20 protein-coding genes are annotated in these 19,255 nt (G+C 69.7%); 11 read left to right on the forward strand and 9 right to left on the reverse strand.

The window, feature by feature from the left end:
• Positions 1-50: 50 nt before the first annotated feature.
• The 9 genes from TCCBUS3UF1_RS02570 (at position 51) to TCCBUS3UF1_RS02610 (ending at position 4,952) form a co-directional block, all read left to right on the forward strand.
• Positions 51-710: an HAD family hydrolase gene (locus TCCBUS3UF1_RS02570; protein WP_014514940.1), complete on the forward strand. Its 660-nt coding sequence runs from the start codon at positions 51-53 to the stop codon at positions 708-710.
• Positions 707-1,072 carry a carboxymuconolactone decarboxylase family protein gene (locus TCCBUS3UF1_RS02575; RefSeq protein ID WP_014514941.1) on the forward strand — a complete coding sequence of 122 codons (366 nt, stop codon included), beginning with the start codon at positions 707-709 and terminating at the stop codon, positions 1,070-1,072. The genes TCCBUS3UF1_RS02570 and TCCBUS3UF1_RS02575 overlap by 4 nt, the downstream gene beginning before the upstream one ends.
• The gene (locus tag TCCBUS3UF1_RS02580) at positions 1,044-1,724 is read left to right on the forward strand and encodes a uroporphyrinogen-III synthase (protein ID WP_041433697.1); all 681 of its coding nucleotides are present in this window, start codon (positions 1,044-1,046) and stop codon (positions 1,722-1,724) included. The genes TCCBUS3UF1_RS02575 and TCCBUS3UF1_RS02580 overlap by 29 nt, the downstream gene beginning before the upstream one ends.
• Positions 1,725-1,760: 36 nt before the next feature.
• A complete protein-coding gene (gene hemA / locus TCCBUS3UF1_RS02585) occupies positions 1,761-2,939 on the forward strand; it encodes a glutamyl-tRNA reductase (protein WP_014514943.1) in 1,179 nt (392 codons plus the stop codon).
• Positions 2,936-3,688, forward strand: a complete 753-nt coding sequence (gene ccsA / locus TCCBUS3UF1_RS02590) for a cytochrome c biogenesis protein CcsA (RefSeq protein WP_014514944.1) — start codon at positions 2,936-2,938, stop codon at positions 3,686-3,688. Before hemA ends, ccsA begins: the two co-directional genes overlap by 4 nt.
• 64 nt (positions 3,689-3,752) lie before the next feature.
• Positions 3,753-3,950: a hypothetical protein gene (locus tag TCCBUS3UF1_RS02595; RefSeq protein ID WP_014514945.1), complete on the forward strand. Its 198-nt coding sequence runs from the start codon at positions 3,753-3,755 to the stop codon at positions 3,948-3,950.
• Between the two features lie 2 nt (positions 3,951-3,952).
• On the forward strand, positions 3,953-4,324 hold the full coding sequence (locus TCCBUS3UF1_RS02600; RefSeq protein ID WP_014514946.1) for a hypothetical protein: 372 nt from the start codon (positions 3,953-3,955) through the stop codon (positions 4,322-4,324).
• Positions 4,321-4,581, forward strand: a complete 261-nt coding sequence (locus TCCBUS3UF1_RS02605) for a hypothetical protein (protein ID WP_014514947.1) — start codon at positions 4,321-4,323, stop codon at positions 4,579-4,581. The genes TCCBUS3UF1_RS02600 and TCCBUS3UF1_RS02605 overlap by 4 nt, the downstream gene beginning before the upstream one ends.
• Positions 4,575-4,952, forward strand: a complete 378-nt coding sequence (locus TCCBUS3UF1_RS02610; protein WP_041433699.1) for a DUF2089 domain-containing protein — start codon at positions 4,575-4,577, stop codon at positions 4,950-4,952. Before TCCBUS3UF1_RS02605 ends, TCCBUS3UF1_RS02610 begins: the two co-directional genes overlap by 7 nt.
• Here TCCBUS3UF1_RS02610 and TCCBUS3UF1_RS02615 read toward each other — a convergent pair.
• Genes TCCBUS3UF1_RS02615 through TCCBUS3UF1_RS02640 form a run of 6 tightly spaced genes read right to left on the reverse strand, consistent with a single transcriptional unit; the run spans position 4,906 to position 12,974 of the window.
• On the reverse strand, positions 4,906-6,312 hold the full coding sequence (locus tag TCCBUS3UF1_RS02615; RefSeq protein ID WP_014514949.1) for a cell wall metabolism sensor histidine kinase WalK: 1,407 nt from the start codon (positions 6,310-6,312) through the stop codon (positions 4,906-4,908). The genes TCCBUS3UF1_RS02610 and TCCBUS3UF1_RS02615 overlap by 47 nt on opposite strands.
• A gap of 9 nt (positions 6,313-6,321) precedes the next feature.
• Positions 6,322-6,996, reverse strand: coding sequence for a response regulator transcription factor (locus tag TCCBUS3UF1_RS02620; protein WP_014514950.1), 675 nt, complete (start codon positions 6,994-6,996; stop codon positions 6,322-6,324).
• A 32-nt stretch (positions 6,997-7,028) separates the two neighbouring features.
• Positions 7,029-7,646 carry a hemolysin III family protein gene (locus tag TCCBUS3UF1_RS02625; RefSeq protein WP_014514951.1) on the reverse strand — a complete coding sequence of 206 codons (618 nt, stop codon included), beginning with the start codon at positions 7,644-7,646 and terminating at the stop codon, positions 7,029-7,031.
• A gap of 13 nt (positions 7,647-7,659) precedes the next feature.
• A complete protein-coding gene (gene ppsA, locus TCCBUS3UF1_RS02630; protein ID WP_014514952.1) occupies positions 7,660-10,050 on the reverse strand; it encodes a phosphoenolpyruvate synthase in 2,391 nt (796 codons plus the stop codon).
• A complete protein-coding gene (locus tag TCCBUS3UF1_RS02635) occupies positions 10,047-10,955 on the reverse strand; it encodes a MoxR family ATPase (RefSeq protein WP_014514953.1) in 909 nt (302 codons plus the stop codon). Before TCCBUS3UF1_RS02635 ends, ppsA begins: the two co-directional genes overlap by 4 nt.
• A gap of 21 nt (positions 10,956-10,976) precedes the next feature.
• Positions 10,977-12,974 (reverse strand): elongation factor G, encoded by a 1,998-nt coding sequence (locus TCCBUS3UF1_RS02640; protein WP_014514954.1) that lies wholly within the window; start codon positions 12,972-12,974, stop codon positions 10,977-10,979.
• A 47-nt stretch (positions 12,975-13,021) separates the two neighbouring features.
• On the opposite strand from TCCBUS3UF1_RS02640, the gene TCCBUS3UF1_RS02645 reads away from it, so the two are divergent.
• Positions 13,022-13,405: a Mov34/MPN/PAD-1 family protein gene (locus TCCBUS3UF1_RS02645; RefSeq protein ID WP_014514955.1), complete on the forward strand. Its 384-nt coding sequence runs from the start codon at positions 13,022-13,024 to the stop codon at positions 13,403-13,405.
• Positions 13,406-13,445: 40 nt separating this feature from the next.
• On the opposite strand, the gene TCCBUS3UF1_RS02650 is transcribed toward TCCBUS3UF1_RS02645, so the two are convergent.
• The 3 genes from TCCBUS3UF1_RS02650 to TCCBUS3UF1_RS02660 are packed head-to-tail and all read right to left on the reverse strand — an operon-like array spanning position 13,446 to position 17,806.
• Positions 13,446-14,240: an inositol monophosphatase family protein gene (locus tag TCCBUS3UF1_RS02650; RefSeq protein WP_014514956.1), complete on the reverse strand. Its 795-nt coding sequence runs from the start codon at positions 14,238-14,240 to the stop codon at positions 13,446-13,448.
• 7 nt (positions 14,241-14,247) lie between these two features.
• A complete protein-coding gene (locus TCCBUS3UF1_RS02655; RefSeq protein ID WP_041433950.1) occupies positions 14,248-14,847 on the reverse strand; it encodes a phosphoribosylanthranilate isomerase in 600 nt (199 codons plus the stop codon).
• Positions 14,848-14,875: 28 nt separating this feature from the next.
• Entirely contained in the window at positions 14,876-17,806 is a 2,931-nt protein-coding gene (locus TCCBUS3UF1_RS02660; protein WP_014514958.1) for an adenosylcobalamin-dependent ribonucleoside-diphosphate reductase, read from the reverse strand.
• 141 nt (positions 17,807-17,947) lie between these two features.
• On the opposite strand from TCCBUS3UF1_RS02660, the gene TCCBUS3UF1_RS02665 reads away from it, so the two are divergent.
• A complete protein-coding gene (locus tag TCCBUS3UF1_RS02665; RefSeq protein ID WP_041433701.1) occupies positions 17,948-19,255 on the forward strand; it encodes a MiaB/RimO family radical SAM methylthiotransferase in 1,308 nt (435 codons plus the stop codon).

Raw genomic sequence — 19,255 nt, forward strand, 5'->3', positions numbered from 1 at the left:
AGGTGGGGGTGAGCCCTGGGTTAGAAGGGGCATGGGTATAGACTGGGGCCATGCTCCGGGCCGTCCTCTTTGACGTGGGCAACACCCTGATCCTGGCGAGCCCCCGCTTCTGGCTCCTGCCCTTTTTGCAGGAACGCGGGCTTAGGCCCCTGCAGGACCCCAGGCCCGCGGCCCTGGCCGCCTTTCGCTTTTACGAGGAGCACCACTTGGAGGCCCGGGACCTGGAGAGGGCCCTGGGGCTTTGGCGGGAGTTCCACCGGCGGCTTTTCCTGGGCATGGGCCTCGAGGCCCACGCCGAGGCCCTTTCCCAAGAGCTGGTGGAGAACTGGAAAAACCCCCGCTTCTGGCCCGTCACGCCGGGGGCCGAGGCCACCTTAAGGGCCCTAAGGAAGCGAGGGTACCTGCTGGCGGTGGTCTCCAACTGGGACGCCACCCTGCCGGAGATCCTGGAGGTGGTGGGCCTTAGGGCCTATTTCCAGCACCTGGCGGTGAGCGCCCTCTCCGGGGTGGCCAAGCCCGATCCCCGCCTCTTCCAGGAAGCCCTCGCCGCCTTGGGCGTGGCCCCGGAGGAGGCGGTGCACGTGGGGGATGCGGAGGCCGACCTCCTGGGGGCCAGGGCGGCGGGGGTGCGCCCCCTCCTCTTTGACCCCCTGGGGGAGAACCCCAGGGCCCTCCACCGCCTGGAGGGGGTGCTAGACTACCTGGCATGAGCGTGCGGCAGGCCATCTGGGGGGAGAAGAGGGAGGCCATCGAGGCCAGCCTGCGGGAGGTGGACGAAGACCTTTTCCGCTACATCCGCGACTTCGCCTATGAGGAGGTCCTGGCCCGCCCTGGGCTGGACCTGAAGACCCGGGAGCTTCTGGCCATCACCGCCCTGATCGCCCTGGGGAGCCCTAAGGAACTGGCCACCCACCTGGAGGGGGCCCTGCGGGTGGGGGCGCGGGAGGAGGAGGTGCGGGAGGCCATCCTCCAGTCCGCCCTTTTCCTGGGCTTCCCACGGGCCCTGGCCGCCATGAAGCTCTTCCACCAGGTGCTCAAGGGCCGTGGTGCTCCTCACCCGGGGGAAAGATAAGGCGCTTTTGGAAAAGCTTGCCGCCTTGGGGGTGGAGGCGGCGGAGGTGGCCCTTTTGGAACAGGTGGACCTTCCCGGGCTGGCCCGCCTTCCTGGGCTGCTCCGGGAGGGGGTGGACTGGGTGGCGGTGACCTCCAAGGAGGGGGCGGGGCGCCTCCTTTGGGCCTGGGAAGAGGCGGGAAGGCCCCCCTTGAAGGTGGCCGCGGTGGGGGAGGGGACGGCTGGGGTCCTGGCGGCGGGGGGGCTTCCCCCGGCCTTCCTTCCCCCCCGGGCCACGGCCCAGGACCTGGCCTTGGCCTTTCCCCCCGCCCAAAGGGTCCTCTTCGTGGCCGGGGACCTGGCGGGGGGGGACCTGGAGGAGGGGCTTAGGGTCCGGGGGGTGAGGGTGGAGCGCCTTACGGTCTACGCCACCCGGGCGCGGGCCCTAGGGGAAGAGGAGGTGGCCCTCCTGGCGAGGGCCCAGGTGGCGGCCTTTTTCAGCCCCAGTGGGGTCCGGGCCTTCGCCCGCTGGACGGAAAGGAGGCCCAAGGCGGCCTGCATCGGCCCTGTCACCGCACGGGAGGCAGGGGCCTTGGGCTTTCCCGTGGTGGAGGCGGAAAACCCTGGCCTGGAGGGTCTTTTGCGGGCCATTCTCCAGGCCTTGGGGACATAAGTCCCTGCTCCGGGGGTGGTATACTCCCCTGGCGCTATGGCCCTACCCCTCTACCTGGTGGGCCTTTCCCACAAGACCGCCCCCGTGGAGGTGCGGGAGCGGGCGGCTTTGGACCCCGTGGTGGCCCTGCCCGTCCTCCTCCGTACCCTGGGCCATGGGGTGGTGGTTTCCACCTGCAACCGCACCGAGATCTACGGGGTTGGGAACCCGGAGGCCGCCTGGGCCTTCCTGCGGGGGCGCGGGGTGGAGGCCTCCCACCTCTACCTGCGCCAGGGGGTGGAGGCCCTCCGCCACCTCTACCGGGTGGCCGCCGGCCTGGACTCCCTGGTGGTGGGGGAGGCCCAGATCCTGGGCCAGGTGCGGGAGGCCCTTTTCCTGGCCCGGAAACACAGGGCCACGGAAGGCCTCTTGGAAAAGGCCTTCCAGTCGGCCATTGCCCTGGGCAAGCGGGCCCGGAGCGAGACGGCCATCGGGGCGGGGGCGGTGAGCGTGGCCTACGCCGCCTTGGACCTGGCCCTGGCGGTCTATGGGGACCTTACGGGCCTCAAGGTGGCGGTCCTGGGGGCGGGGGAGATGGCCGAGCTCTTCCTCACCCACCTGAAGGCCCACGGGGTGGGCCAGGTCTTGGTGGTGAACCGCACGGAGGCCCGGGCTAGGGAGCTGGCGGAGCGGTTCGGGGGGAGGGCCTATGGCCTTAAGGCCTTGGCCGAGGTTCTGCGCCAGGCCGACCTGGTGGTGGCTTCCGCCGCCGCCCCCCACTACCTGGTCCGCCCGGAAGACCTCCCCCGGCGGGCCAAGCCCCTCTTCCTCATTGACATCGCCCTGCCGCGGAACATCCACCCTGCGGTGGGACGGCTTCCCCACGCTTACCTCTACAACCTGGACGACCTGGAGCGGGTGGTGGAGAAAAACCTCCGGGCCCGCCAGGGGGAGATCCCCAAGGTGGAGGCCCTGGTGGAAGGAGCCCTGGCGGACTACCTGGAGTGGTACGCGGGCCACCGGGTGCGGGAGGCCATCCGGGCCCTCGAGGCCTGGGCCCTGAAGGAAGCGGTCCGCGACCTTCCCCAGGCCGATCCCGCTACCTGGCAGAAGGAGGCGGGCCGCCGCGCCCACCCCTGGATCCTGGCCGTGAAGGCCCGGGCCAAGGACTTCCTCCAGGGGCCTCCTTGCCCGGAAGGGTGCCCCCTCCTCGCCTTCCGCCCCTCCCGGCCATGACCCCGGCCACCCTCCTGGCCCTCGCCGGCGTGCTCTTCCTGGCCTCGGGCCTTTCCTGGCCCCGGGGCCTCCTCTGGGGGGCCCTCCTCTACCTGGGGGCGGCCCTGGCGGACGCCCTGGCCAAGGGCCCCCTCTCCGGGCCGGCCCAGGTGGCCCTGCTGCTTGGGGGGCTTCTCGCCCTGCGCGGGGAAACCCTCTTCCTTAGGCCCCGCCTTTCCCCCTTGCGCCGCTACCTGGTCCTCCTGGCCCTCCTCCTGGGCCTCTTTGCCCTGAAGGCCCTTCCCCATCCTGGTGGGGGCCTGCCCCTGGCCCTTACCCTCCTCCACGGGGGGGCCTTTGTGGTGGCCTACCTGGCCCTGGCCGTGGGGGTGGGGGCGGGGGTGATGTGCGGCCTGCAGGACCGCTGGCTGCGCCTGGCCCCGGAGAGGGCGGTGCGGGCCGCCCCCCTGTGGAGCCTCAGGCGCCTGGAGCGGGGCTACCTCAAGGTGGGGTACCTGGCCACCACCTTGGGCTTGGGAAGCGGCATGGCCTGGGCCTGGGGGTATTTCGGCAGCCCCCTGGCCCTGGACCCCAAGGAGGTTTCCGTCCTCCTGGGCTGGCTCCTCCTCACCCTTTACTTCCTCCTGGAGGAGCGGCTGCGGGGATACGGGCGGGTGGGTTGGCTGCTTCTGGCCTACGCCCTGCTCCTCTTCGCCTTCCTGGGGGCCCCCTTCCTGGGCTCCCGCCACCCCTCGAGGCTGTCCCTTTAGATTTATCAAGTGACTATTGACAATGTGTAAACCAAAGCTTTACAATCCTCCCAGGAGGTGGGGGATGGGGCACCCTCTAGAGGCGGAGGAGGCGGTCAAGGCGCGGGTGGAGGCCCTCAGGGCCGAAGCGGAGCGGGAACGGCTTCTCCGCTTGGTCCAGGTCCCTTGGCGTAGGCGCTTGGCCCTTTACCTGCGCCGCCTGGCCGCGCGGTTGGAAGGGGAGGCCCAGGGGTTCCCCTTGGGGATGGGGTATGGAGGTTAGCCGTGGAGGAGAAACGCCGCATTTTGCAGATGGTGCAGGCGGGTGAGATCGGGGTGGAGGAGGCCCTGGCCCTTTTGGGGGCCCTGGAGGGGGCCAGGCCCCCCGCCCGGGTTCCGGCCCGCCTCCTCAGGGTGCTGGTCCAGGGCTGGGATGAGGGGAAGCCCCTTAAGGTCCAGGTGAACCTGCCCCTGGCCTTGGCCGACCTGGTGGAGGGCTTCTTGCCCGAGGAGGCCAAGCTGGCCATGGGCAAGAGTGGGGTGAATCTCAAGGACCTCCTCTCTCGGGTGCGCGAGGGGCTTCCCGAGGGGAAGCTGGTGGAGGTGGAGGCCGAGGAGGAGGAAGGCCCCATCCGCGTCCTGGTGGAGGTGGTGTGAGGGCCCCCTGGCGCCCCCGGTTCCTTTACCTTTGGGTGCGGGGGCCCTGGGCCTTGCCCCTCCTCCTTTTCCTGCCCCTTTCCGCCCTGGAATGGGGCCTGGCCCTCCTCCTCTTCCTGAAGAAGGGGCAGGCCCTTTTTCGCGGCAGGCCTTTTCCCGTTCCCTGGAGAGCCTTTCTGGCCTTGCGCCTCCTCCCGCCCACGGTCTTGGTGGCGGTGGAGGCCGAAAAGGTGGAGGTGAAGGTGGCCCTATGGTGAGGAAGAACCTTCCCGTGCGCTGTCCGGCCTGCGAGGGCCCCTTGGGGGTCAAGGTCCTCTTTTGCCCCGCCTGCGGCACCGAGGTGGCGGGCCAGTTCCCCCTCCACGAGTTCGCCCTCCTGCCCAAGGAGCACCTGGATTTCCTGCGGCTTTTCGTCAAGGCCCGAGGGAACCTAAAGGAGGTGGAGCGGATCCTGGGGGTTTCCTACCCCACGGTGCGGGCCCGGCTGGATGCCCTTCTTAGGGTCCTGGGCTACGAGGTGGAGGAAGAAGGGGAGCCGGAGGCCCGTTTGGCGGTCCTGGAAGCCCTGCGGCGGGGGGAGATCAGCCTGGAGGAGGCGGTGGCCCGCTTGCGGGAAGGGAGAAGCTGAAGGCCGTGCCCCGCCCCACCTCGCTCTCCACCCAGATCTCGCCCCCGTGGGCCTCGAGGATGGCCTTCACGATGGCCAGGCCCAGGCCGCTTCCTCCCCGCTCCCGATCCCGGGCCTTGTCCACCCGGTAGAAGCGCTCAAACAGATGGGGAAGGTGTTCCTTGGGGATGCCTTCCCCATCGTCCTCCACCCGGACCACCACCTTCTCCCCCAGGTCAAAGGCCCTGAGCCAGACGTGCCTGGCCCCGGCCTTCAGGGCGTTGGTGAGCAGGTTGGCCAGGACCTGGTGCAGCCGGTCTGGGTCTCCCCGCACGAAGAGCTCCGGAGGGGCCTCCACAACGATCTCCCCCTCCAGGCTCTTGGCGAACTCCTCCCGCACCTCCTCCAGGAGGTCCAAAACCCGCACCGGCACGGGTTCCATGCGCCAGCTCCCGCTTTGCGAGAGCTCCAGGAGGTCGGAAACCAGCTTGCCCATGCGCTCCGCCTCCCGCTTCACCACCTCCAGGCTTTCCCGCTGGGCCGCGGTGAGGGGGGTGCGGCGCAGGAGGTAGCCCACGTGGCCCAGGATGGCGGTGAGGGGGGTGCGGAGCTCGTGGGAGGCATCCTGGAGGAAACGGGTCTGGGCCTCAAAGGCCTTCTGCATCCGGGAGAGCATCCCGTTGAGGGCCCGCACCAGGCTGGCCACCTCGTCCCGTCCCTCGGGCTCGGGCAGGGGCTCGGGCCGCTCGGTGATGGCCTCGGCCCGCCGGGCCACCCATTCCAAGGGCTCCAGGGCCCGGGCCACCAGGTTCCGGGCCAGGAGGATGGAAAGCAAGAGGGCCAGGAGGGCGGTGCCCGCGTAGATGCGGGTGAACTGGACAAGGGTCTTCTCCAGGTCCTCCACCGGCCTGCCCACCAGCAGGGCTCCCTTCCACACCGTTCCCGAGAGGCTCACCTCCACCCGGCGGGCGTAGACCAGAAGCCTCAGGGGGGGGCCCTCCCGGGGGAGTTCGGCGTAGGTCCAGGCCTCGCCCCCTTCCAGGAGGGCCTTGTACCCCGCCTCGGGAAGGAGGAGGCGCTGGCTGCCCAGGGCGGGGCTTTTCTGCAGGCTGATCCCCCCTTCCTGGCTGAGCAGGGTGGGGTTTTCCTCGGGCAGGAGCTGGACCTCGGCGTAGAGGCTGGCGGGAAGCCCCGCCTCCAACAGGGCCTGCCCCCCCAGGTTGAGGAGGCGCACCACCTGGTTGCTGGCCTCCTGCAGCTCCTCCCGCAAGGAGCGGTAGAGGAAGCTACGCAGAAGCCCCTCCAGGGCCAGCCCCAGGGCCAGGAGGGTGGCCAGGAGGAGGCCGGCGGTGAGGAAGGTGATGCGGGAGCGCAGGGTCATGGAGGAGGGCTAGTCCTCCCGCAAGACGTACCCCACGCCCCGCACCGTGTGGATGAGGCGGCGCTCCCCACCAGCCTCCAGCTTCTTGCGCAGGTAGCCGATGTACACGTCCACCACGTTGCTCCCCCCTTGGTAGCCCGGCCAGACCTTCTCCTCGATCTCGTAGCGGCTGAAGACCTTGCCCGGGTTCTTGGCCAAAAGCTCCAGGAGCTCAAACTCCTTGTTGGAGAGCTCAATCCGCCGCCCGGAGCGGAAGACCTCCCGCCCCTCGAGGTTGATGATCAGGTCCGCCACCCGGATCTCCCCGGTGATGGCTGGGCTGACCCGGCGCAGGTGGGCCCGCACCCGGGCCAGGAGTTCCTCTATGGAGAAGGGCTTCACCAAGTAGTCGTCGGCCCCGGCGTCCAGCCCCTCCACCTTGTCCTCCACCCGGTCCTTGGCGGTGAGGATCAGGATGGGCACGTTGGAGGTCTTGCGGATGCGCTTGGCCACCTCAATCCCGTCCATGACGGGGAGCATCAGGTCCAGGATCACCAGGTTGGGGTTCACCTCGCGGAAGCGGGAAAGCCCGGTGATCCCGTCGTGGGCCACCTCGGTGCGGTAGCCCTCCGCCTGCAGCTCCAGCTCGATGAAGCGGGCGATGTCCTTCTCGTCCTCTACGATGAGGATGAGGGGGGGTTCCATGCCCCCAGGATACTCGCTTTCTCATGAGAAAGCTAGGTGTAGAGGCTGAGGACAGCCAGGTACATCAAGAAGCTCCCCAGGAGGACCAAAAGGTGCCAAAGCCCGTGGAACCCCACCCGCCCGGGCCAGGGATCGGGGCGCTTTTTCCCGTAGACCAGGGCCCCCAGGGTGTAGAAGACCCCGGAGGCGGCCATCAGGACGAAGGTGGGAAAGGGCAGTTCCAGCCGGGGCAGAAAGAGGACGGAAAGCCACCCCAGGCCCAGGTAGGCCAGGGTGTAGAGCCAGCGGGGGGCCTTGAGGAAAAAGAGGCGGAAACCCACCCCCAGAAGGGCCAGGCCCCAGACCAGGCCCAGGGCGAAGGGCCTTAGCCCCTGGGATAGCCCCTCCGCCAAGAAGGGGGTGTAGCTTCCGGCGATGAAGAGGAAGATGGCCGCGTGGTCCAGCCGCCTGAGCCAGGCCAGGGTCTTTTCCCCCACCCGTAGGGCGTGGTACAGGGCGCTGGCCCCAAAGGTCAGGGCCATGGTGAGGCCAAAGGTCAGGAGGGCTGGCCAGGCTTCCTTGGGGGCCAGGAGGAGGAAAAGGGCAGTGCCCAGTAAGGCCAGGGGCACCCCTAGGGCATGGCTTAGGGCGTTGAAGGGCTCGCGCACCATGCCCCAGGATACCCTAGCGGCCCAGGACGGCCTCCAGCTCCGCCACCTTGGCCACCGTGCGCAGGAGGGCATCGGGGTTCAGGCTTATGGAGTCGATGCCCCGTTCCACCAGGAAGGCGGCGAACTCCGGGTAGTCCGAGGGGGCCTGGCCGCAGATGCCCACCTTTTTCCCTCGGGCGTGGGCCTTCTCAATGAGCAGGGCGCAGAGGGCCTTCACCGTGGGCCGGCGCTCGTCAAAGAGGGAGGCCACCCGTTCGGAGTCCCGGTCCAGGCCCAAGGCCAGCTGGGTCAGGTCGTTGGAGCCGATGGAAAAGCCGTCAAAGAGCTCGCAGAAGGCCTCGGCCTCCAGGATGTTGGAGGGGATCTCGGCCATCACGTAGACCTCGAGGCCCCCTTCCCCCCGCCTTAGCCCCCCCTCGGCCATCACTTCCAGGACCCTTTGCCCCTCCTCGGGGGTGCGGCAGAAGGGCACCATGACCATCAGGTTCTTGAGGCCCATCTCCTCCCGGACCTTTTTGACCGCGGCCACCTCCAGGAGGAAGCCCTCCTTGTACTCGGGGTGGTAGTAGCGGCTGGCCCCCCGCCAGCCCAGCATGGGGTTTTCCTCCTTGGGCTCAAAGAGGTGCCCGCCCAGGAGGCGGGCGTACTCGTTGGTCTTGAAGTCGGAGAAGCGCAGGAGGACGGGCCTGGGGTAGAAGGCGGCGGCGATGAGGCCGATGCCCTGGGCCAGGGTGTCCACGAAGTAGGCCCGCTTGTCGGCGTAGGCCTCGGTGACCTCCTCCACCTGGCGCTGGACCTCCTTGGGGAGGCTGGGGAAGCGGGTGAGGGCCAGGGGGTGGACACGGACGTGGCTGGCGAAGACGAACTCCATGCGCAAAAGCCCTACCCCGTCCGTGGGCAGGAGGCTGGCCCGTAGGGCCTCGTCCGGGGTGCCCACGTTGACCATGATCCGGGTGCGGGTCCGGGGCAGGGCCTCGGGGCGGATCTCCTCCACGGCGAAGGGAAGCTCCCCGCGGTAGACCCGCCCCGTCTCCCCCTCGGCGCAGGAGACGGTGACCTTCTCCCCATCGGGGATGAGCCGGGTGGCCCCCACCGCCCCCACCACCGCCGGCACCCCCAGTTCCCGGGCCACGATGGCCGCGTGGGAGGTACGCCCGCCCCGTTCGGTGACGATGGCCGCCGCCCGCTTCATGATGGGCTCCCAGTCGGGGTTGGTGGTTTCGGTGACCAGGACCTCCCCCTCCTGGAAACGGTCCATCTCCTTGGGGTCGCGCAGGATCCGGGCCCTGCCCGCGGCGATGGCCTCCCCCACGGCCAGCCCTTCCGCCAGCACCTCGCCCCGGGCCAGGAGCCGATGGATGCGCAACACGGGGCGCTTTTGCGAGTGGACGGTTTCCGGACGGGCCTGGAGGATGAAAAGCTCCCCCGTGACCCCGTCCTTGGCCCACTCGATGTCCATGGGGGTCGGGGCCCCCCGCTTTTCCGTGTAGTGGGCCTCGATCTTCAGGGACCAGTCGGCCAGGAGGAGGGCCTCCTCGTCCTGGAGGGCGAACTGGTTCCGCAGGTAGGGGGGGGTGGGGCGGTTTTTCAGCCGTCCCTCCTTGGGGTCAAAGGCCAGGGTGAGCTCCTTGCTGCCCAGCCGCTTGTAGACCAGGGCCTTGTACCCCGCCTTCAGGGTTTCCTTGTGCACGTAGTAGCCGTCGGGCCCCACCCGGCCTTGGACGATGTTCTCCCCCAGGCCCCAGATGGCCGTGAGGTAAACGAAGCCCGGGTGGCCGGTGTCCGGGTCCAGGGTGAAGATGACCCCGCTTGCGGCGGTATCCGCCCGTACCATCCGCTGCACCCCCACGGAGAGGGCCACCTTTAGGTGGTCAAACCCCATGTGGGCCCGGTAGCTGATGGCCCGGGCGGTGAAGAGGCTGGCCATGGCCTGCTTCACGTGGAGGAGAAGGTCCTCCTCCCCTTGGACGTAGAGGTAGCTTTCCTGCTGCCCGGCGAAGCTGGCGGTGGGCAGGTCCTCGGCGGTGGCGCTGGAGCGCACGGCCACGGGGAGGGCCTCCTCCCCGGCCTCCTGGGAGAGGCGGCGGTAGGCGAGGCGGATCTCCTCCTCCAGGTCCGGGGGGTAGGCTCCCCTCAGGATCAGGTTCCGCAGCTGCCGGGAGGCCCGCTGCAGGGTTTTGGGGTCCTCGAGGTCCCCCTCCTTCAGGGTCTGGGCTATGGCCTCCTTGAGGCCGTTGCGCTCCAGGAAGTACCAGTAGGCCTCGCTGGTGGTGGCGAACCCCCCGGGCACCCGCACCCCCAAGGGGGAGAGCTCCCGGATCATCTCCCCCAGGGAAGCGTTCTTCCCCCCCACCAGGGGGACATCCTCCAGGCCCACCTCGTGGAAAAACCGCACCCACCTCATGGCACCCCTCCTTTCCGCAGGACCTCCTTCAGCACCCCCTCGGCGGTCTCCCCCTCATAGAGGGCCTCCTCCGTGAGGAAGAGGCGGTGGGGGAGGGCGAGGAAGGCGGCGTCCTTGAGCTCTTTCCAGTCCACCAGGGGCTTGCCCCGCAGGTAGGCCAGGGCCTTGGCCAGGGCTAGCCAGGCCTTGGCCCCCCGGGGCGAAAGGCCCATGCGCAGGCGCCGGTCCTCCCCGGTCAGGAAGGCCACGTGGGTGATGGCCTCTAGGGCCTCCTTGGCCACCCGTACCTCCCCCGCCTCCCGCTGGGCCTGGAGGAAGTCCACCTCCAGGGGCTCGGGGGGGCGGGGCTCCTCGGTGAGGATCCGCAGCCACACCTCCCGCCTGGGGGGGCGGAAGGGGATCTTGGCGGCGAAGCGGTCCAGCTGGGCCTCGGGCAGGGGGTAGGTGCCCTCCAGCTCCAGGGGGTTTTGCGTGGCCACCACGAAGAAGGGTTCGGGCAGGGGGTGGCGCACCCCCCCGGCGGTCACCGCCCGTTCCTGCATGGCCTCGAGGAGGGCCGACTGCACCTTGGGCGGGGCCCGGTTGATCTCGTCCGCCAGGACCACCTGGGCGAAGATGGGCCCCGGGAGGAAGACGAAGCGGCCTTCCCGGAAGACCTCGCTCCCCGTCAGGTCCTGGGGCAGGAGGTCCGGGGTGAACTGGATGCGCTTGTAGGAAAGGCCGCTTCCCCGGGCGAAGCTTTCCGCCAGGAGGGTTTTGCCCAGGCCCGGCACCCCTTCCAGCAGGGCGTGCCCCCGGGCCAGGAGGGTGGCCAGAAGGGCTTCGATGGCCGCCTCCTGGCCGAAGAGGACCCCATGGAGGGCGGCTTGCAACCGGGATAGGGCCTGGGGGAGGCTTTCCGCCATGGGCCTTCCTTCCCCAGGCTACTACTGCCCCTCCGCGGCCTTGCGCTCCTGCACGATGCGCTGGGCCAGGTGCGGGGGGACCTCGGCGTAGTGGCTGAACTCCAGGGTGTAGGCCCCCGCCCCGCCCGTGAGGCTGGGCAGGGCCTTGTAGTACTCCAGCACCTCCGAGAGGGGCACCTCGGCCCGCACGGCGCTCAGGGCCCCTTCCTGCTCCATGCCCAGGATCCGCCCCCGCCGGGCCTGGAGGTCGGAGAGGATGTCCCCCACCCGCTCCTGGGGGGCCACCACCTTGATCTGGTAGATGGGCTCCAGGAGGACCGGGCCCGCCTGTTCCATCACCTTCTTGAAGGCCATGCTGGCGGCGATCTGGAAGGCCAGGTCCGAGGAGTCCACCTCGTGGTAGGAGCCGTTGTAGACGATGGCCTTGAAGCCCATCACCGGGTAGCCCGCCAGGACCCCCTTCTTGGCCGCCTCCAGGATGCCCTCCTCAATGGCCTCCTGGTACTTGCTGGGGATGACCCCGCCGGTGATCCGCCACTCAAAGCTGTACTCGGGGGCGGGTTCCAGGCGGAGCCAGACGTCCCCGTACTGGCCGTGCCCCCCGGTCTGCTTCTTGTACTTGCCCTGGCCCTCGGCCACCTTGCGGATGGTTTCCCGGTAGGGCACCTTGGGCACGGAGAACTCCACCTCCACCCCGTAGTCGGCCAGCCGCTCCTTGGCGGTGGCCAGGTGGAGCTCCCCGTGCCCCCAGAGCAGGAGCTCCCCCGTCTCCTCCTGCCTTTCCAGCTTGAGGCTGGGGTCTTCCTCCAGCAGCTTCCTCAAGGCCTCCCCCAGCTTGGCCTCGTCCGTGCGGCCCTTGGGGCGGATGGCCACGGGCACGTTGGGCTCGGGAAGGCGGGCGAAGGGCACGGCCTCGCTTTCTGGCCGTTCCCCCTGCCACAGGACCATCCCCCGGTGCAGGGCCTCGGCCTTGGGCAGGCCCAGGATGTACCCCCCTTCCGCCTCCTCCACCTCCAGGAGGTCTTTGCCCATGGGCACGTAAAGGTGGGGGAGGCGCACCGGCCCGGCCTCGCTTAAGAGGGTGTCCCCGGGCCTAAGCCTTCCCCGGTAGAGGCGCACGTAGGCCACCTGGCCCATGAAGGGGTCCACCTGCACCTTGAAGACCTTGCCCAGGGCCGGGCCCTCCCCGAAGCGCTCCCCGGGGGAAGGCAGGGCCTCGAGGATCAGGTCCAGAAGGGGCAGGATGCCGATCCCCTCCGTCCCCGAGGCCAGGGCCACCGGGTAGAGAAGGCCCTGGCGCACCGCCTCGTGGAAGGCCTTCTCCAAGGCCTCCCCCGTGACCTCCTCCCCTTCCAGGTACTTCTCCAAAAGGCCCTCATCGGTCTCCACGATGGCCTCGAGGACCTCCTGCCGGAAGCGCCTCACCCGTTCTCCCTCCGCCTCGGGCACGGGCACCTCCACCTCCTGCCCCCCCTGGTAGCGGTAGGCCTTTTGGTGGAAGACGTCCATGAGCCCCACCCAACGCCCCCCCTCGTAGAGGGGGAGGTCTATGGGCAGGATGGGGCCCAGGGTGGCCCGCAGGTCCTCCAGGAGGGCGTAGTAGTCCCCCCCCTTGTCCAGCTTGGTCACCACCACCATGCGGGGAAGGCCCAGGCGCTCGGCCACGGTCCAGGCCCGCTCCGTCCCCACCTGGACCCCGGCCTCGGCGGAAACCGCCACCATGGCCGCGTCCGCCGCTTCCAAGGCCCCCCGGATCTCCCCCACGAAGTCCCCATACCCGGGGGCGTCCAGGAGGAAGATGCGGTGCCCCTGGTGCCGCAGGGGGGCCACCCCAGTGCGCACCGTGGTGCGGTGGAGCTTGGCCTCGGGGGTGTAGTCGGTGGTGGTGGTGCCGTCCTCCACCCGGCCCATCCGCTCCTTGGCCCCCGTTTTGTAGAGGAGCGCCTCCGTGAGCGTGGTCTTGCCGCTTCCCGCGTGGCCCACCAGGGCCACGGTACGGGTCCGCCCGGTCTGGATCATGGTCCCTCCTTCTTGGTGCCCATAGTATAGGCCCAGGGAGGGGGCGATTGTCCCAGGTCCTCTACGTGCCGCGAAACCTGTTGGCGCAAACCCGGGCCCACCTCCTGCGGGAGGCCCCCCGGGAAGGGGTGGGGCTTTGGGCGGGAAGGCGGGAGGTGGAGCGGGTCCTTCCCCTGCCCAACGCCCACCCCGAGCCCCTCACCGGCTACTTGGCCGAGCCCTTGGCCCTCCTCCGGGCCCTCAAGGAGGTGGAGCGGGAGGGGCTTTCCCTCCTGGCCATCTACCACTCCCACCCCCAGGGCCCGGCCCTCCCCAGCCCCCGGGACATCCGGGAGGCCCGCTGGCGGGTGCCCTACGTCATCTTCGGCACCGACGGGGTGCGGGCCTTCCTCCTGCCCGAGGGGCGGGAGGTGGGGCTGGTCCTGCTCTGATCGGGGGGACCCGGGTCGCACCCCGGCTTCCACCCCCAGGCTAGTCCTGGCCTAGGAGGGTACGGCGCAGGGCCTCGTGGATGCGCCCGTTGCTGGCCAGGATGTAGCGGTGGCCCAGGCGGTAGGGCTGGCCCTCGAGGTCCGTGACCTTCCCTCCGGCCTCCTCCACCAGGAGCCAGCCCGCGGCCACGTCCCAGGGGTTCAGCTTCACCTCCCAAAACCCGTCCAGCCGCCCCGCGGCCACGTAGGCCAGGTCCAGGGCGGCCGCCCCCGGGCGGCGCACCAGGAGGCCCTTCCTCAGGGCCCGGGAGAAGTAGGTGAGGTTCTCCGGGTCCTTGGCCACATCGTAGGGGAAGCCGGTGGCGAGCAGGCTGCCCAAAAGCTCCCCCCGCTCCGTGACCCGGAGGGGCCGGCCCCCCAGGTAGGCCCCTTCGCCCCGCACCGCGTAGAAGGCCTCCCCCCGGGCGGTGTCCATCACCACCCCCACCTGGACCGCCCCCCCCACCTCCAAGGCCAGGGAGACCCCGTAGAAGGGGAAGCCGTGGGCGTAGTTCACCGTGCCGTCCAGGGGGTCCACGATGAAGCGGAGGGCCTTTCCCCCCGCGCTCCCCCCCTCCTCCCCCAGGAAGCCGGCCTCGGGGAAGCGGGAGAGGAGGAGGTCCTTGATGGCCTCCTCCGCCTCCCGGTCGGCCTGGGTGACCAGGTCGGTGGGGCCGGACTTGGTCCCCTGGGTGAAGCCCCTTTCCAGGTAGTAGGCGTGGATGCCCCGGGCCAGGTGGGCCGCCTCCAGCATGGCTTCCAGGTGGGGGAAGAAGGGGTGCTTCCTGCCGATCACGCCCCCATCATACGCCCCGCACCCGGGCGAAAAGGGCCCGGAGCCTGGCCGGGCTCTTCACCCCCGGGGCCTCCTCCACCCCGCTGGCCAGGTCCAGGGCGTAGGGGCTCAGGGAGAGGACCTCCCCCACGTTCTCCGGGGTGATGCCGCCGGCCAGGATCACCCTGCGGCCCGTCCTCAGGAGGGGGAGGGCCCATTCCCTAGGGTAGGCTTTCCCGCTTCCCGGGGCCCGGCTGTCCAGGAGGAGGGCCTGGGCGGGGTAGTCGGCCCACTCCTCCCTGGCGGGGCCTTCCAGGGGGAAGGCCTTGATCACGGGGAAGAAGCGCCCCACCCTCTCGGCCCATTCCGGGGGCTCGGCCCCGTGGAGCTGGGCCACCTGGAGCCTGGCCTCCTCCAGGGTGCGGAGCACCTCCTCGGGCCCCTGGTCGCGGAAGACCCCCACCCGCACCACCATGGGGCCGAGGGCCTTTGAGATGGCCCGGGCGGCCTCCGGCTCCAGGCGCCTGGGGGAGCCCGGGGCGAAGACGAAGCCCAGGGCAAAGGCCCCCAGGGCCTCGGCCAGCAGGGCGTCCTCGAGGCGGGTGAGGCCGCAGACCTTGACCCGCACCACGGCGGAAGTATACCTCCCTAGGGGCCTAGCCGCACTTGGAGTAGCCGCAGGCCTGGCAGTTCCAGCACCCCTCCTCCCGCACCAGGGCCTTCTCCCCGCAGGCGGGGCAGGGGCTTGCCCCGGGCAGGCTTAGGCCCCCCCCGGAAAGGGTGGGCAGGGCCTTTTCCACCTCTTCGCCCCCGGGGGCCCTAGGGGTTCCCTTGAAGGCCTCCGGGACCGTTTCCAGGGCCACGGCGATCAGGTCGGCCTTGCTGGAGACGAGCCGCCCCTGGTAGGTGCCGTAAAGCCCCCCGTTGATGCCCCTCAGGGTGCGGATCAGGGCCTCCGGGGGCACCCCGTACTGCAGGGCGATGGAGACCACCCGGCCCAGGGCCTCGGAGTCGGCGTTGGCCTCGTCCCCGGCCTTGCCCGAGGTGAGGATGACCTCAATGGGCCTGTCCCCCAGCATGTTCACCGTAACCAGGAAGCTGCGCTTGGAGCCGTCGGGGGAGAGGAGCTTCACCATGTCGGTAAAGCCCAGAAGCCTCCCCGGGCGCTCGTAGGTGGGCTGCCCCTGGGGCTTGCCGGGGGCCACCCCTTGGGGCGCAGGGGGATGCTCTTGGGCTTCCGCAACCCCCTTGACCTCCTGGGCCTTGGCCTGGGGGGTATCCTCCCCTTGCCCCTTTGCCTCCTCCTTCTTCACCGTGAGCACCTGGAACTCCCGCGACCCGTCCCGGTACACGGTGATCCCCTTGCACCCGGTGCGGTAGGCCTCCGCGTAAGCCGCCTCCACGTCCAAGACCGTGGCCTCGTGGGGCAGGTTGATGGTCTTGGAAAGGCTGTTGCCGGCAAGGCCCTCGGCGTCAAAGGCCCGCTGCACGGCCCCTTGCATGCGCACGTGGTCCAGGGGGCTGATGTCGTGGGCGCACTGGAAGACCTTCCGGATGGCCTCGGGGACGAAGGGAAGGCCCTGCACCGAGCCGTGTCCGTCCCGCTGGATTTCCTCCACCACCTTGTCCCAGTCCCACTTCCCGTCCCTTTCGAAGCCGAAAGCAGGCGGGTAGGCTTCCAAGAGTTCCACAAAGAGGGGGTGGAGGAGGGGCTTGTACTCCCCGCCGATCCTCCGCCAGACGAAGGGGCTGAAGACGGGCTCAATGCCGCTGGAAACCCCCATGAGCATGCTGGTGGTTCCCGTAGGGGCCACGGTGAGAAGGGCCACGTTCCGCCTGGGGCGCACGCCCAACCGCGCAAAGTGCTCCCGGTGGGCCTCGTAGAGGGGGAAGGGGCCCCTCTCCCGGGCCAGCTCCTCCGAGGCCCTTATGGCCTCCTCCCGCATGGCGGAGATGATCTCATACACCTTTTCCCGGGCCGCTTCGGAGGCGTAGGGGAGGCCCATCTTGATGAGGGCGTCCGCCAGGCCCATGACCCCAAGACCCAGGCGGCGTAGGCGCTTGGCCGCGGCCTCGTTATCGGGCAGGGCGAACTTGTTCACGTCCAGGACATTGTCCAGGAAGCGGACCGCCGTCTTTACGTCCTGCCGGAAGGCCTCCATCTGGAACTCGCCGTCCTCCACGTAAGCGGCCAGGTTCAGGGCCCCCAGGTCGCAGGGCTCCCCCACGGTGAGGGGGATCTCGCCGCAAGGGTTGGTGGAGCGGATCTCGTACTGGGGCCCAAGCCCCTTGAGGGCGGAAAGGGCGTTGACCCGGTCAATGAAGATGAGCCCCGGCTCCCCCGTGGCCCAGGCGTGCCAGGCGATCTCGTGCCAGAGCCACCTGGCAGGGACCTGGCCCCCGAAGAGGGGGATGGGTTTGGCCCCGTCCGCCCGCTCGGGCAGGTCGGGGATGCGGCCACTGTAGGGGCCTTCCAGGGGGTGGGGGTAGTACTTGCCGGGCACCTCCACCGGGGTCACGGGCCAGAGGGCGTCGGCCTCGAGGGCCTCCATGAAGGCATCGGTGACCAGGACCGAGATGTTGAAGGTGGAGATATCCCCCTCGGCCTTTTCCCGGTCCAGGTCCTTGGCGGTGAGAAAGTCCAGGAGGTCCGGGTGGTCGATGGAGAGGGTGGCCATCCCCGCCCCCCGGCGGGTTCCCCCCTGGCGCACCACCCGGAGGACCGGGGCGTAGACGTAGCGCAGGGTGGCCACCGGTCCCGCGGCCTCCGCCCCCAGGGCGGCCCACTCCAGGAAGTGGTCAAAAAGCTCAAAGAGGAAGCTCACCGGGCCCGAGCTGGTCCCCCCCGAGCCCCGGATGGGGGCCCCTTCCGGGCGCAGAAGGGAGAAGTCCACCTGGGGTTCTTTCCCCTTGCGGGCCAGATCCGCGGCCTCCTTGGCTGCTTCCACGATCCCCCCCATGTCGTCGGGGACCAGGATGCGCTCCTCAGGAGGCTCTTTGACCGTGAGGACCCCGTAGCGCTCGGCCAGGGCCTTGAGCTCCGGCGGCAACTCCCCGTAGACCACCCGTACGAAGTTTTTCAGGGTGATCTCCTCCTTGGGGCCGTCGGGGTTGGTGGGGGGGCGCATGAGCCCGCGGATGAAGTCCTCCACGTCGGGGTGGCTGGCCGCCAGGTAGGCCACGCCCCGGACGGGCCGGCGCTGCCGGTCCCCCTTGGAGCGGTAGGGGTCCAGGTTCACCCCGTTGCCCCCGCCCACCTTGGTGACCAGGGCCAGCTTTTTGGCCACCTCCATGATGCCGGCAAAGCTCTCGGGGGGGTTTTCCGTGGCCCCCTGGACGAAGCAGTTGAGGAGGTTGCCGTGGGGCGTACCCGCCCCGGCCAGGATCCTGCCCCCTGGGGAGAAGCGCTTGGAGGCCATAAGCTCAAAGAAGCGCTCTTCCCACAAAGCGCGCTCCTCTGGCCTTTCCACCCGGGCCACCTCCCGGGCCACCCGGCGGAACATGCCCAGGATATCCCCGTCCCCGGGCTGGAGATACTGGCGTTTGGCGATGGCCTGGGCGTGCTCGTCAAAGAAATGGCGTTCCATAAATCCTCCCTTGCCCCTGGTGGGGCCACCCCCCATATCTTGGGGCTAGCGCCTGGCATCGTACAACTTGTGGGGTTTCCTGGCAAGTGGGGGCGGACACACTCGTTGACGAAACCCCCTTAGGTTAGCAGAATGGTAAGGATGCGCGCGGCCTTCCGCACCCTAGGCTGCAAGGTGAACCAGGTGGAAACCGAGGCCCTGCTGGCCTTCCTAAAGGCCCTGGAGCCCGAGGTGGTCCCCCTGGAAGCCGGGGCCGATCTGGTGGTCATCAACACCTGCGCCGTGACCACCACCGCCGAGGCGGATGCCCGCAAGGAGATCCGCCGCGCCCGGCGGGCCAATCCGGGGGCCTTCATCGTGGTCACGGGCTGCTACGCCGAGCTCTCCCCGGAACAGATTAGGGAGCTAGGGGCCGACGCCGTGGTGCCCAATAGCCGCAAGGCCGAGCTTCCCCGGGTGATTCTGGAGCGCTTCGGCCTGCCCTCGGACCCCATCACCACCCCCCCCAACGAGTTCTGGGGGGCAGGGGAGCGGGGGCTTTTGAATAGCCGGGTCCGGGCCTTCTTGAAGGTGCAGGACGGCTGCCAAGCGGGGTGCGCCTACTGCATCATCCCCCGCTTGCGGGGCAAGGAGCGCCATCGGGACTACCGGGACGCCTTGGCCGAGGCCGAGGCCCTTCTGCGCCTGGGCATCCGCGAGATCGTCCTCACGGGGGTCCGCCTGGGGAGCTACCGGGGCCACCCCCGGGGCCTGGCGGGACTGGTGGAGGACCTCCGCGCCCTGGGGGCCAAGGTCCGCCTCTCCTCCATTGAGCCCGAGGACACGGGGGAGGACCTCCTCAGGGTCATCGCCCGCCATGCCCCCGAGGTCCGCCCCCACCTGCACCTTTCCTTACAGACGGGCTCGGACCGGCTTCTCCGCCTCATGGGCCGCCGCTACGACAAGGCCTACTACCGGAACCTGGTGCAAAGGGCCTACGCCCTCATCCCCGGCTTCGCCCTGACCACGGACGTGATCGCCGGCCTGCCCACGGAGACCGAGGAGGAGCACCGGGAGACCCTGGCCTTCCTGGAGGAACTTAGGCCCACCCGGGTCCACGCCTTCACCTACACCCCAAGGCCCAAGACCCGGGCCGCCTCCCTGCCCCAGGTGCCCCTCGAGGTCCGGAAGCGGCGCACCAAGGAGCTCATCGCCCTGGCCCAGGCCTTGGCCGAGGCGCGCCTCAGGCCCAAGCTGGGGGGCCAGGTGGAGGTCTTGGTGGAGCGGATCCAGGAGGGCCTGGCCCTGGGCCACACCCCCGACTACTACGAGGCCCGCTTGGCAGGCCCTGCCCGCCCGGGGGAAACCGTATGGGCCCAGGTGGAGGGGGTGGAGGGGTACACCCTGTTGGGCCGGGTGGTGGGGGTGAAGGAAGAGGCTTCGGCTCCCCTCGAGCTTCCCCTCAGGTAG

It is taken from the genome of Thermus sp. CCB_US3_UF1 (assembly GCF_000236585.1).
Classification (GTDB): Bacteria; Deinococcota; Deinococci; order Deinococcales; family Thermaceae; genus Thermus.